The following is a 12,088-nucleotide window of genomic DNA, read 5'->3' on the forward strand; positions in this document are numbered from 1 at the left end:
CTCCTGTAGAAAATACAATACTTCTATCCTGAATACTAGCATCTAAGCCTGTTTCTGACTTTATCTTGTCAACTAAACTACTAAGGGTATCAGTTTCATCTATGGTTATAGCTTTACTTCCTATGGTTATAGCCTTACCTTGTAGACTTTTTACTGCGGCATCTATGCCGTCAAATTTTATTTCATTATCTACCAGTATTCTACCCTTTTCATACTTAACCCTTGTTCCTTCAGTATCTCCAATGGCAGTCTTTATTTTACCCATTAAAGTTTCAATAGTGTCTTTATCCTCTACCTTAATTTCATTACCATCTTTATCTTTTAATCCTATCTCCCTACCCTGTAAAGAAGATATATCCATCTTCTCATCACTTAAAAACTTTTCAAAACTTAGCTTTCCATAATTACTACCAGTGCCAAGATTCTCAAATAATGGCTTACTAACATCTTGTGAATCTTTTATAGTTAACTTATCTAATCCCTCTATCTCAAGAAAACTTTTACTTCCTGTATTAGCTGTCTCTATGGTTATATCCTTAGTAAAGCTGCTATAGCTTGCTTTAACTCCCAAAGTCTTACCCTTAGAATTTATTTCTGCTATCATATCCTTAACTTTAGTTCCAGCCTTTATGGTAATTTCAGTAGTATCAGTGCCTACTTTAAACTTAAGAATAGTATCTGTTTCTATTTCTTTATCCAAAGCCCCTTCCTCAAGAGCTCCTGTCTTAACAAAAGGTGGAGTTGCAAGTTCCTTTACGTTGATCTTATATCCCCCTGCCTTAGCTCCAGTAAGGCTTGTAATATCAGCTATGGTAGAATCCTTTACCGTAGCTGATGTAGATGCAAGGTTTTTTGCTGATAGTATACTATCCTTTGATAATACATCAAAGTACTTATCATACATGTCCCTCATGCTCTTAGTTACGCCTCTAAAAAGCTCCTGCTGCCATATGGCAAGATCTCTTTGTTGTTTTTGCTTGTCTACCTTCATCACATAAGGCTTCATCATCTGTTTTACCATGTTGTCTGTGTCCATGCCCGTTGCAAGACCTGTAATTCTATTTGGAGATATATTCATTTTATATCCCTCCTAACTTAATTTTTAGAAAGTAATTAAGTATTGTCTCCCTAACTTTCACTTCTAAAATGTAAATTTCTACACCCATATTACTTAGCTTTTGCAAGTTTTGATGCTGCATGCCAAGTATCTCTTACCTCTTCTATAAGTGGTATTATCTCATCCATAATTTCTATACTTTTCTTCATATTAGCTTCAATTAATCTATTATTTATAAACTCATATATAGAAAATATCTGACTAGCCCAATCCCCTGCTGAAGTATCTAAGGTAGCCATAAGTTCTATAAATATATCCTGAGTTCTTACTATATCTTCATGAGCCTTTTTTAAATTCTTATCTAATATAGCTTGTCTACCCATCTTTGAGTATTTAACAGCTCCATCTACAAGCATTATAAGAAGTTGATCCTTTGAAGCGTGATTTACACTATTGCTTTTGTAGGCATTATATGCCTTGTTCCCATACATCATTGTTAATAAACCCTCCATATCTTTAATAAGACTATTAAAAAGTCTTATACTAAAACATATTAATCTATTTAGATCATTATATTTAGAGTTCTATAGATTTTCTTAATATCCTACCATATGTCATATAATATTTTTTATATGTCTTAGATTGTACTACTAAATTAATAGGGTTCTTTAATGTGCTCCCTTTAAGCCTTCTTATCTATAAGAATACCTACCATCTCACACATCTTTGCCACCATATCTACTATTTTCTTTGGAGGTATTTCCATTATAACCTCCTTGGTGTCTTCATTTATTATCTTTACCATAATTGAATTTTTGAACTTTTCATGGTTTTCATAAACAACCCTTAGATTTTCATCCTTTAAGAACCTATTTAATTTATCTATAGATTTATTAAGTTCTTTCTGTGAAATATCCTCTTTTGTGGTTGCCTTACCCTCATTGCCCTTTATGTCATTTCCTTCCGATGCATTATTTAAAGCCATTGGTCCTCCCTGACCTATTCTTGTAACTTCCATGTTTGCACCCCTAATCTATTTTTTTATATTTTTAAGTATTGACATATCTATATCTACAGCACTAATATTTTCTTTTTCCACCTCTACATATAATTCTTTTCTTAATATTTGAACATCCCTTGGTGCCTTTATGGAAATCTTAACTGCTCCATCTTCTACCTTCACCAAAGTGATTTCTATATCATCTCCTATAAGAATACTCTCTCCCTTTTTCCTAGTTAAAACAAGCATCTTATCACTCCTTAATTAGAGGGTGTTTAACCTTATATTTTTCTTTATCAATTATTATTTGTTCCCCAAGAAGTGTTTTAATATTTATTATTATAGGAGCTTTTAAGTTTGTGGTTATATTTTTTATATCACTATTTAAGGTCACCGTATTTAAAACCATAACCTCTTCTTCCTTCTCTATTCCTAAATCCCTTAAAACTTTATCCTCTATGGTAAACTCATAGTCATTAAAGAAATCAAAAGGATTTATTACTATAAATCCAATATTAGTATCTTCTATGGAATGAAGAACCTTAAATACTGGATTATCCTTAGCATCAAATAATATAAATTTACTTAGCTTATGAAATCCTGGAATACCTTTTTTAAAGGTTATAACTTCTCCTTCTTCATAGCTTACTTTCCCATGAGCTTTAGTTTCTAAGATCATTACTATCACCTACCTTAAGTAGTCTAAAAGTGAAGGCTGGATTATCTTTGCTGAGGTCTGAAGGGAAGCTATATATACTGTCTGCATCATGGAGTATTCCATAATCTTCTCTGTAAAATCTATATCCTCATTCTTAGATAATATATCTGTTAAGTTAAAATTCTCTTCAGAGTTTTGCTCCTTAGCAGCTTCCATTCTATTTTGTTTCGCTCCCACCTCGGATCTGAGCTTCAAGAGATTATCTATAGCCTTTGTAATATCATCTAAGTTTTCTCCTGTAAGCTTTTTAGTATCATCTGGGTTGGTGGAAGACAAGTTATATGTTATATCATTTAAAAGGTCCATAAGATTCTTTCCTTCTGAGAACTCCATAATATCTCTAGAGGGCACATTATACTCCATGGTTACCCCTTGAGAAATTTCCACCACTAAGTCCTCACTTAAATGATCGAATTCAGCCTTATACTTTGCCTTATCATCATCATTTACATTAGTATCTTTAACAAAATTTCCAGCTGTATCAACCTTAAGCTTTCCATCCTCAATAATAAGCTTTTCTCCCTTCTCATCTAAGTAGCTTCCATCCTTTGCTCTATACACCATATGAGTATTTCCTTTATCATCTTGAAGGGCTTCCACAGGCTTTGATGTACCTTTAGTTCCTCCAAATATATATCTACCGTCAAAGTTGGTATTTAATATCTGAGAGAACTCTCCTACCTTTTGGTTTATCTCATCCTTAAGAGCTTTCTTCTCTTCTGTTCCATAGGCTACATTACCTGCAGATACTAAAAGGTCTCTTATCCTCTGAAGGGTCTTTCCTCCCTTATCTAATGCTGTATCTGTTGTATCTAGCCAGTTTAATGTGTCATTTATATTTTCATTGTACTGCTTATTTGCTCCTATATCAGAGTAAAGTTGCATACTTCTTGCTACCTTAAAAGGATTATCTGAAGGTCTTCTAATCTCCTTACCTGAGGTTAGCTGAGATTGAAGATCCCTCATATTTCCAAGGTTATTTCTCATATCTCTTAAGAAATTTGTAGAAAGCATTTTATTTGTAACTCTCATCTTCTACCTCCTATCTCTTTAGTCCATTAATTACTACATCTAAAAGTTCATCTACAGTAGATACTATCTTTGCATTTGCACTATATGCATGTTGGAACTGTATTAGATTTGCCATTTCTTCATCTAAGGATACTCCTGATACTGAACCTCTTGATTCGTTATGTCCATCAAGAAGGGTCAATTGATTCTTTACCATTCTCTTAGCCTCTTGGCACTGAACTCCTAATCTATTTATTGTATCTTTAAAGTATCCATCAATTTTCATACCACTTACATCATTCTCTATTCCCATACCACCATCTGGATTTAGTCTTCCATCTATAAATAATTGCCTAGTGGTTTGGTTGTTTATATCTTGTACCTTTAATAGGGTATCCCTAAGCTGGGCTATAGCAAGGGCACGGCTTCCATCACTCTCTCCTGAAGAATCATCTTTCTTTACCTTTATCTTCATAGGATCCTTTGATATCTCATCATTTACCTTTATATTTCCAGCAGTTATCTCGTGTTCTTTACTCTCATCATCTCCATTTACAAAGAAAGGTAAATCATCATCCCCTGCAATATCAGTTCCACTATGGATTGTATTTACTGCAAAAGCCATGGCTTTTGCCAGTCTATCTAATTCACCCTTATATTTATTCACATCTTCCTGGATAGACATAATGCCCTTAAACCCTCCTGATGAAGGTTTAAACAGCTGAAGATCATCAAATGTTATTGGTTGTGATCCACTTATAACTTTTCCACCTGGTCCTATAGCTTCTCCTTTTTCATTACCAAAGATGACCCTAGTTTCTTCTAATTCCTTAATTTTGGCATCTATCTCATCATCCTTCATTGTACCAGGTTCTATTGTAAGCTCTTTTTTATTATCCTGAGAATTCATATTTCCTAAGGCGTAATATGTTACCTTTATCTTTCCATCAGTTTGTTTTTCTACCCCACTTATATAAGAAAGCCTATTATAGCTCTCCCCATCTGTTGGACGTACAAGGGCGAAATCTCCCCCATCCGTTGGTTTAAGTTCTATGGTTTCTAAATTTTTTCTATCTACATTTATATTAAACTTTAAACTTAACTCATCTAATAAAAGATCTCTCTTATCCATTAAGTCATTAGGAGTATTTCCTGCCACCTTAACAGATCTTATTTCCTTATTAAGCTGATTTACCTGATCTAAGAGATTATTAACCTCAAATACATTGTCCTTTAAAAGGCTCTGAGCATTATCTGTAAGTTTTTCTAACTGATTACTAGCATGATTTAAAGCATTAGTTAATGCCTTAGTCTGCTCAACTAAAACCGTCCTTGCCCTTGAGCTACTTGGCTGCTTTGAAACCTCTTGCCATGCATCAAAGAACTTTCCCATAAGGCTTGATATACCTGTATCAGAAGGCTCTGTAAATATTCCCTCAACCTGAGTTAAAAAATTATATCTCTGTTCAAAGTTTCCATAGGTACTGCTTTCATTTCTATATAGGTAATCTGTAAAGGTATCTCTTATTCTATTTATTGCAGATATTTGAGCTCCCGTTCCAAGCTGTCCTGGCTCTGTAACGCTATTTAAAGATGGCATCCCAAAGGGTCTTGAGGTTTCTATTTCTGCCCTTTGTCTTGAATATCCCGGTGTGTTTGCATTTGATATATTATGGGATGTTACATCTAAAGCCTTTTGTTGAACTCCCATACCTCTTTTAGCTATATTAAAGGTATTAAATAATCCAGACATAGTTAATCCTCCTTATTTTCTTACTTTTCCATAGGAATTATAGGTAGATGCACTTCTTTCAGGATTTATATAAGCTAACATTTTATTTACAAAGGATAGGTTCTGCTTTATTAATAAATCATTACTCTCCTTTTGAATAGTTAGCTCATGAATTAAATTATTTATATTGCTATAAAGAATTTTAAGATCCTCATCCGCTGAGGAATTTATATAATCCTTCATAGAAAGCTGTCCTAAAACCCCTCTTCTTCTCACTTCAATTTCCGCTATATTTTTATTACATAGCTTTATCTTATCTACCATTCCTTCTAATTTAAATACATCCTTTTTAATAATAAATGCATATTGATCTTCTAATAGCTTTAATAGATTTTTTAATCCTTCTTCTTCCTCATTTAAGACTTTCTTTAAGGCTTCCTTCATTAAATTCCACTCCCTTTCATGGAGTTAATAATTTTTCTTGCAAGATCCTTAGAGTCTATATTATAACTGCCTTTTTTAATTTCTTCTTTTATTCTCTCTATTTCCTTAGTTTTATCTATATTTATATCATCTATAGATAACCCACTTAGTTTTTTAGCTAAGGGAGATATTTCCAAGGTATCACCTTTTTTTTCTATTTTGCTGCTTTTGTTCATCTTATTATTATCCCTATAAAGATTAACTACTTTACTTACTCCCACAGCTTTTATATCCATTTCTAACACTCCTTAATTCTTTCTATACTTTTTATATCGACTATTTATCTATAAAGTTTATAGAAAAAAATAAGCATATTGATACATATCAATATGCCTATAACTTATTTTCCTAAAGATTTCACTCTTTCACTACTGCTTACTATATTTGTTATTCTAACTCCAAAGTTTTCGTCTACAACAACTACTTCTCCATAAGCAATCCTCTTACCATTTACTAATACTTCTACTGGTTCTTCTGCAAGTTTATCAAGTTCTATTAAGGACCCTGTACCTAAACTTAAAATATCTTTTATATTCTTTTTAGTTCTTCCAAGAACCACAGATATTTCAAGGGGCACATCTAAGATTAAATCAATATTTTGATGATTGCTTGGTGATGAAGATTTAAGTGGTTGGAATTCTGCTTGGTGTACTTGAACCCTTGGTTCTACCTCTATAGGCTTCTCAAAATTCTCCATAACTACCCTTTCTTCCCTCACTTCCGGTTTATGATCATTATTATGTACAATCTCATCATTATCTTGTCCCATCATAATAGAAACTATCTTTTTAGCTGTATTTACTGGAAGTATTTGCATTATATTACTATCTATTAAATTTCCAATATTAAGCTTAAATGAAACCTTAACAACATCTTCAGATTCATCTATCTTTTCTGATAAATTATCTGAAAGATCAGCCCAAACCTTAGAAGTTGGAGGTGAAATATTTACCTCCCTTGAAAACATTGTTGCCATTGATGTAGCAGCTGAACCTATCATTTGGTTCATAGCCTCTGAAACTGCACTTATTTCAATTTCAGAAAGCTCAATGTTACCTGTTGTTCCATCTCCACCCATCATTAAGTTAGCTATAACTGAAGCATCACTTGTTTTCATAACTAATAAATTTAATCCTACTATTCCTGTTATATATTCAACCTCTAAAGCAATATTGGGAACTTCAAAGCTGCTCTTCAAATCCTCTAGACTAGTAATAGAAACCATAGGAGTAGTTATATTAACTTGTTGATTTATTATTTGGGATAAAGCAGTGGATGCTGATCCCATAGATATATTACCTATTTCTCCTAATAAATCTTTTTCTATATCGCTTAATATAGAATCTTTTTCCCTACTATTGTCCTCTGGAGCCTTGTCAACTCCTCCATTCAGTAGAGAATCTATTTCTTCTTGAGAAAGAAATCCATTACTCATAGCTCTCCACATCCTTATCTATAATATCTAACACAGATACACCTAAATTCTTGCCAACGGTTCCTGGAACTCCATAGAAGTATTCTGTATCTTCTACTGTTATAGTTACAGGACTATTACATTTTTTATCTAAGGTAACTATATCTCCTGTTGAAAGCTTTAAGAATTCATCAACGGTAATTGAAGTTTTACCTAGAAGAGCTATCATTTCAACATCAACCACATTTAATCTTTCTTTTATCTTTGATCTTGATTCACGAACAAGTTCAGAATCACTTTGTTCAAACCAATACTGAACAACAAGCTTATCTAAAACCTTCTCTATGCTAAGGTAAGGAATACAAATATTTATAAAGGTATTTTGTTTTCCCATTTCAACGGAGAAAGTTATAAGTGCTACCGGTTCATTAGGCGCAAGTGTTTGATTTAAAGCTGGATTTGTTTCAAGACCCTCAATCTCTGGCTCAACTTCTAATATATCTTCCCAAGCAAGCTTTAAGTTCCCTATAAGTCCTGTATTAACCTGCTTTATTATATTCTTATCAATGTCTGAAAACTCTCTCATTTTAAACCTTCTGTCACCAGTTCCTCCTAGAAGTACATCTAAGATTTGAAATACAAACTGAGGATTGGTTTCAAAAAGTATAGATCCATTTAAAGGTGGCATCTTAAATACAGTTAAAATCGTTGGACTTGGAATAGAGTGTATAAACTCCTCATAAGTAATCTGCTCTACAGATTCAATCTTAACTTTAACATTGCTTCTTACTTGAGCGGTTAAATAGTTAGTAATGATTCTTGCATAATTATCATGGATAAGCTCTAAGGTTCTAATATGATCCTTAGAAAACTTTTGAGGACTTCTGAAGTCATAAAGTTTTATTTTGTGCTTTTCCTCTTCCTTCTCCACATCGTCTGGCACTATTTCCCCTGAGGATAAGGCAGACAACAGCTCATCTATTTCACTTTGGGATAAAACCTCTGCCATAAAACTCACTCATTTCCTTGTTAAATTTAAATTAGCTTATCAATATCAATCATTGTAACTATTTTATCGCCGAAATTTATAATTCCTTTAATATAATTTTCACCTTTTTCTTCCTTTAAGGTTTCTATTTTATCTTCTTCAACCTCTATAACTTCCTCTACTTCATCTACACATATGCCCACTTGTTCTTCTCCCACATTTAGAATAACTATATTTTCTTCCCCTTGATTCTTCTTCTCTATGTTTAAAAGAAGATTTATATCAAGAAGAGATATAATATTTCCTCTGAGATTTATAAGCCCTTTTATATAACTAGGTGCCTTAGGCACCCTGGTTACTTCCATCATATCATTTATAACCTGAACCCTTGCAGTTTCCACTGCAAAGTGTTCATCATTTAACTTAAATATTAGAACTTGCATATATTAGCCTCCTTTAGCCAATAACCTTTCTTATTGCGTCTAGAACCCTATCCGCTTGGAAAGGCTTAACTATGAAGTCTTTTGCCCCCGCTCTTATAGCATCCATAACCATGGTTTGTTGACCCATAGCTGAACACATAATTATTTTCGCATTTGGATCAAAGCTCTTTATTTCCTTAACCGCTTCTATTCCGTCCATATCAGGCATAGTTATATCCATAGTAACTACGTCCGGACTTTCTTTTTTGTAAAGCTCTACCGCCTTTACACCATTGCTAGCTTCCCCTACAACTTCAAAACCATTCTTTTCAAGTATGTCTTTTATCATCATTCTCATGAAAGCTGCATCATCAACAATGAGTACTTTTGCCATAACACATTCCCTCCATTACATTACTCCAAGTGTATTTAATATTTTTTCTAAAGATCCTGGCATAGGCACATAATAAAAGTGCCCTGAAATATTCATATTCTCATCTTTATTTAAGAATATGGTTTCTATATCTAGTACATTGTCATCAAACTGCCCAGACTCTATGAATGTAGTGGAGAGTATTGCTCCAAGCATATCATAAGTCACCGCTGGCACTGATGGTGTTATAGCTAGATTTGTGAACTTAGCTATTGAATTCATATATGAACCTGCTATTATATTTCCTATTTCACATAATACAGAATTACCCATTTCACTGAATTCTTCTTCTCTAACTCCTGTCAGAGCTTCTATCATGTTTTCAGCTACTTCTTTTTCTAATATAAATAATATATTTCCAGGAGTATCTCCTAAAACTCTTACGATTACTGATACAACTACATCCTCTGCACCTATTTTAGAAAATATCTCTGTAAAAGAAATTATATTAACAGCTGGTACTGTCATATCAACTTTCTTAGAAAGAAGCTGTGATAAAGCTGTAGCTGCATTTCCAGCCCCAATATTTCCAACTTCCTTTAAGGCGTCTAATTGAAGGGCATTAAAATTCAAATCACTCATAGCCTTTTAGCTATCCTCCTATCACTTCAATTTAAATAAGGGCGGCTACATCTAGTATTAAAGTTACAAGACCATCACCAAGGATTGTAGCTCCTATATACTCTCTTAGCCCTTGAAGAGTCTTTCCTAAAGGCTTTATAACTATTTCTTGTTGTCCAAGTAAAGAGTCTACTAAAAGACCTACAACCTTTTCTCCAACCTTTACTATTACAACAAAACTCTTTTCCTTCTCTTCATTGTAAATTCCAAGTCTTTCATTAACCCTAATTAATGGAATAACATTATCTCTATATAATATAACTTCCTTATTATTGGTTTTCTTTATAAGATCACTAGTAAAGTCAATAACTCTATCTATATATCCAAGAGATATTGCAAGAGTTTCATCTCCCACCTTTACAAGTAATGCCTTAATTATTTGAAGAGTTAATGGAAGTCTTATTATGAAGGTTGATCCTTTGCCCTCTTCACTTATAAGATCCACAGTTCCACCAAGGGATGCTATTTTAGTTTTAACTACATCCATCCCAACTCCTCGGCCTGAGATATCTGTTACTTCTTCCTTAGTGCTAAAGCCTTGCATAAATATTAGGTTCACTATCTCATTATAGCTCATCCCCTCTGTATTTACACCTAACTTTTCTGCCTTTGCACGAACCCTATTTCCATCAATACCTTTTCCATCATCTTGAACCTTTATGACAGCTTTAGTACCTTCTTGATAAGCTATAAGCTTTATGGTACCTTCTGGCTTTTTACCATTCTTTATTCTATCTTCTTCTGGCTCAATTCCATGGTCTACAGCATTTCTTATAAGATGTATAAGTGGCTCACCAATTTCATCTATAACAGTTCTATCAAGCTCTGTGTCTTGTCCTTCTATTATAAAATTAATATTTTTAGAAAGCTCTACAGATAAATCTCTAATCATCCTCGGAAACCTATTGAAAACTACATCTAAAGGAAGCATTCTTATTTTCATAACTAAATCTTGAAGATCTGATGTAGTTCTTGCAACCTGTTCTAATGTCTCATTTAAGTCAGATAATCTATGATTTGAGCTTATTTGTTCAAGTCTTGTCCTATGAATAACAAGTTCTGATACCATATTCATAAACTTATCTAATCTTTCAAGATCTACTCTTACAGATTGATGAGTTTTCTTGTGAGAAGTTACAGCCTCCTTTTCCTTGATTTCTTTCAAAGGCTTTGCTGCTTCCTTCTTATTTTCCTCTTTCTTTTCTGTAGCAGTTTCTAATATTTCTTTTGAATCATTAGTTACCTTGCTACTCGGAGCATTAGTTTTCTTAAGTTCTATTGAAGAAACTAAAACTTCCTTAACCTCTGATATTCCTGATACTATTGTCTTTGTTTCCTCTAAGGATCTTTCAGTAACATATACAAGATCCATGTTGAATTCAAAGTTCTCACTTTCTATATCCTCAGCCTCTGGATTTGACTTTATTATTTCTCCTCCATCCTCTAAAGACTTGAATATTAAAAATGCTCTAGCAGACTTTAATAGAGTGTTTTCATCAAGAGTTATATTAACTCTTATAACATTAAAACCCTTATCTATTGCCTGTTTTAATACACTTATATCATATTCATTTAATTCTAAGTTGTTATCATCTTCACTATTTTCATTGAAAACTTCCTCATGGTTTTTAGAAGAATTTAAACTATTTAATTCCTCTATTAAAGAACTTACATCTCTATTTCCCTCTTCGCCCTCTGATATATCATTTACCATTTGCTCAAGAGTGTCAAGACATTTAAATAATGTTGTTACTACATTTTGATCTGCCTTAAGGTCACCCTCTCTAAACTTAGATAATATGTTCTCCATATTATGAGTAAGTTCTGCCATTTTACTAAATCCCATGGTAGCTGCCATACCCTTTATAGTATGTGCTACCCTAAAGATTTCATTTAGTTTATCTATATCTTCAGGAGCTTGCTCAAGTTCTAATAGAGCTTCATTTAAAGTTTGTAAGTTATCCATGGATTCTTCTAAAAACATGGAAAGATATTGTGAAGTATCCATAATAAGATTCCCCCTTATAGCTTCCTATATATAAAAGTAGACGCTTTTTCAAAGCCATACTCTTTATAATTATATATGCTTTCTGTTGCACCTACAAATAATAATCCACCTGGCTTTAAGGAATTACTAAATTTTTTATATATTTCATTTTTTATATCTGTATTAAAATATATTACCACATTTCTGCAAACTATTATATCA

At 32.9% G+C, this 12,088-nt stretch carries 16 protein-coding genes; all 16 read right to left on the reverse strand.

The annotated features are described in order from the left end of the window. Nucleotides 1–1,078: flagellar cap protein FliD N-terminal domain-containing protein (locus AB2369_RS06695; RefSeq protein WP_367665704.1), on the reverse strand; the 1,078-nt coding region annotated here is incomplete at its 3' end. An 89-nt stretch (nucleotides 1,079–1,167) separates the two neighbouring features. Then, a complete protein-coding gene (fliS, locus tag AB2369_RS06700; RefSeq protein WP_367665719.1) occupies nucleotides 1,168–1,548 on the reverse strand; it encodes a flagellar export chaperone FliS in 381 nt (126 codons plus the stop codon). A 191-nt stretch (nucleotides 1,549–1,739) separates the two neighbouring features. After that, nucleotides 1,740–2,075: a flagellar protein FlaG gene (locus AB2369_RS06705; RefSeq protein ID WP_367665705.1), complete on the reverse strand. Its 336-nt coding sequence runs from the start codon at nucleotides 2,073–2,075 to the stop codon at nucleotides 1,740–1,742. A gap of 15 nt (nucleotides 2,076–2,090) precedes the next feature. Next, nucleotides 2,091–2,306 carry a carbon storage regulator CsrA gene (gene csrA / locus AB2369_RS06710; RefSeq protein ID WP_367665706.1) on the reverse strand — a complete coding sequence of 72 codons (216 nt, stop codon included), beginning with the start codon at nucleotides 2,304–2,306 and terminating at the stop codon, nucleotides 2,091–2,093. Between the two features lie 4 nt (nucleotides 2,307–2,310). Further along, complete coding sequence (gene fliW / locus AB2369_RS06715; RefSeq protein ID WP_367665707.1) at nucleotides 2,311–2,736, reverse strand: flagellar assembly protein FliW; 426 nt, start codon at nucleotides 2,734–2,736, stop codon at nucleotides 2,311–2,313. A 9-nt stretch (nucleotides 2,737–2,745) separates the two neighbouring features. Next, on the reverse strand, nucleotides 2,746–3,807 hold the full coding sequence (flgL, locus tag AB2369_RS06720) for a flagellar hook-associated protein FlgL (RefSeq protein WP_367665708.1): 1,062 nt from the start codon (nucleotides 3,805–3,807) through the stop codon (nucleotides 2,746–2,748). A 10-nt stretch (nucleotides 3,808–3,817) separates the two neighbouring features. After that, nucleotides 3,818–5,539 carry a flagellar hook-associated protein FlgK gene (gene flgK / locus AB2369_RS06725; RefSeq protein WP_367665709.1) on the reverse strand — a complete coding sequence of 574 codons (1,722 nt, stop codon included), beginning with the start codon at nucleotides 5,537–5,539 and terminating at the stop codon, nucleotides 3,818–3,820. A 12-nt stretch (nucleotides 5,540–5,551) separates the two neighbouring features. Then, nucleotides 5,552–5,962 (reverse strand): flagellar protein FlgN, encoded by a 411-nt coding sequence (locus AB2369_RS06730; RefSeq protein WP_367665710.1) that lies wholly within the window; start codon nucleotides 5,960–5,962, stop codon nucleotides 5,552–5,554. After that, a complete protein-coding gene (locus AB2369_RS06735; protein ID WP_367665711.1) occupies nucleotides 5,962–6,237 on the reverse strand; it encodes a flagellar biosynthesis anti-sigma factor FlgM in 276 nt (91 codons plus the stop codon). Before AB2369_RS06735 ends, AB2369_RS06730 begins: the two co-directional genes overlap by 1 nt. 104 nt (nucleotides 6,238–6,341) lie before the next feature. After that, on the reverse strand, nucleotides 6,342–7,436 hold the full coding sequence (fliY, locus tag AB2369_RS06740) for a flagellar motor switch phosphatase FliY (protein ID WP_367665712.1): 1,095 nt from the start codon (nucleotides 7,434–7,436) through the stop codon (nucleotides 6,342–6,344). Then, a complete protein-coding gene (gene fliM / locus AB2369_RS06745) occupies nucleotides 7,429–8,424 on the reverse strand; it encodes a flagellar motor switch protein FliM (protein ID WP_367665713.1) in 996 nt (331 codons plus the stop codon). The genes fliY and fliM overlap by 8 nt, the downstream gene beginning before the upstream one ends. A gap of 26 nt (nucleotides 8,425–8,450) precedes the next feature. Continuing rightward, nucleotides 8,451–8,846 (reverse strand): chemotaxis protein CheW, encoded by a 396-nt coding sequence (locus tag AB2369_RS06750; protein ID WP_367665714.1) that lies wholly within the window; start codon nucleotides 8,844–8,846, stop codon nucleotides 8,451–8,453. Nucleotides 8,847–8,859: 13 nt separating this feature from the next. After that, nucleotides 8,860–9,219, reverse strand: coding sequence for a response regulator (locus AB2369_RS06755; RefSeq protein ID WP_367665715.1), 360 nt, complete (start codon nucleotides 9,217–9,219; stop codon nucleotides 8,860–8,862). A gap of 15 nt (nucleotides 9,220–9,234) precedes the next feature. Next, a complete protein-coding gene (locus AB2369_RS06760; RefSeq protein WP_367665716.1) occupies nucleotides 9,235–9,840 on the reverse strand; it encodes a chemotaxis protein CheC in 606 nt (201 codons plus the stop codon). 31 nt (nucleotides 9,841–9,871) lie between these two features. Continuing rightward, on the reverse strand, nucleotides 9,872–11,887 hold the full coding sequence (locus AB2369_RS06765; RefSeq protein WP_367665717.1) for a chemotaxis protein CheW: 2,016 nt from the start codon (nucleotides 11,885–11,887) through the stop codon (nucleotides 9,872–9,874). A gap of 14 nt (nucleotides 11,888–11,901) precedes the next feature. Next, on the reverse strand, nucleotides 11,902–12,088 hold a 187-nt coding region (locus AB2369_RS06770; protein ID WP_367665718.1), incomplete at its 5' end, for a CheR family methyltransferase.

The organism is Clostridium sp. (assembly GCF_040797585.1).
In the GTDB taxonomy this organism is placed as follows: Bacteria; Bacillota; Clostridia; order Clostridiales; family Clostridiaceae; genus Clostridium_Z.

What these genes read in the sequence shown, in the direction of transcription:
- fliS (WP_367665719.1), bottom strand. Translation starts at nt 1,548, where the DNA reads ATGTATGGGAACAAGGCATATAATGCCTACAAAAGCAATAGTGTAAAT.
- AB2369_RS06705 (WP_367665705.1), bottom strand. Translation starts at nt 2,075, where the DNA reads ATGGAAGTTACAAGAATAGGTCAGGGAGGACCAATGGCTTTAAATAAT.
- csrA (WP_367665706.1), bottom strand. Translation starts at nt 2,306, where the DNA reads ATGCTTGTTTTAACTAGGAAAAAGGGAGAGAGTATTCTTATAGGAGAT.
- fliW (WP_367665707.1), bottom strand. Translation starts at nt 2,736, where the DNA reads ATGATCTTAGAAACTAAAGCTCATGGGAAAGTAAGCTATGAAGAAGGA.
- flgL (WP_367665708.1), bottom strand. Translation starts at nt 3,807, where the DNA reads ATGAGAGTTACAAATAAAATGCTTTCTACAAATTTCTTAAGAGATATG.
- flgK (WP_367665709.1), bottom strand. Translation starts at nt 5,539, where the DNA reads ATGTCTGGATTATTTAATACCTTTAATATAGCTAAAAGAGGTATGGGA.
- AB2369_RS06730 (WP_367665710.1), bottom strand. Translation starts at nt 5,962, where the DNA reads ATGAAGGAAGCCTTAAAGAAAGTCTTAAATGAGGAAGAAGAAGGATTA.
- AB2369_RS06735 (WP_367665711.1), bottom strand. Translation starts at nt 6,237, where the DNA reads ATGGATATAAAAGCTGTGGGAGTAAGTAAAGTAGTTAATCTTTATAGG.
- fliY (WP_367665712.1), bottom strand. Translation starts at nt 7,436, where the DNA reads ATGAGTAATGGATTTCTTTCTCAAGAAGAAATAGATTCTCTACTGAAT.
- fliM (WP_367665713.1), bottom strand. Translation starts at nt 8,424, where the DNA reads ATGGCAGAGGTTTTATCCCAAAGTGAAATAGATGAGCTGTTGTCTGCC.
- AB2369_RS06750 (WP_367665714.1), bottom strand. Translation starts at nt 8,846, where the DNA reads ATGCAAGTTCTAATATTTAAGTTAAATGATGAACACTTTGCAGTGGAA.
- AB2369_RS06755 (WP_367665715.1), bottom strand. Translation starts at nt 9,219, where the DNA reads ATGGCAAAAGTACTCATTGTTGATGATGCAGCTTTCATGAGAATGATG.
- AB2369_RS06760 (WP_367665716.1), bottom strand. Translation starts at nt 9,840, where the DNA reads ATGAGTGATTTGAATTTTAATGCCCTTCAATTAGACGCCTTAAAGGAA.
- AB2369_RS06765 (WP_367665717.1), bottom strand. Translation starts at nt 11,887, where the DNA reads ATGGATACTTCACAATATCTTTCCATGTTTTTAGAAGAATCCATGGAT.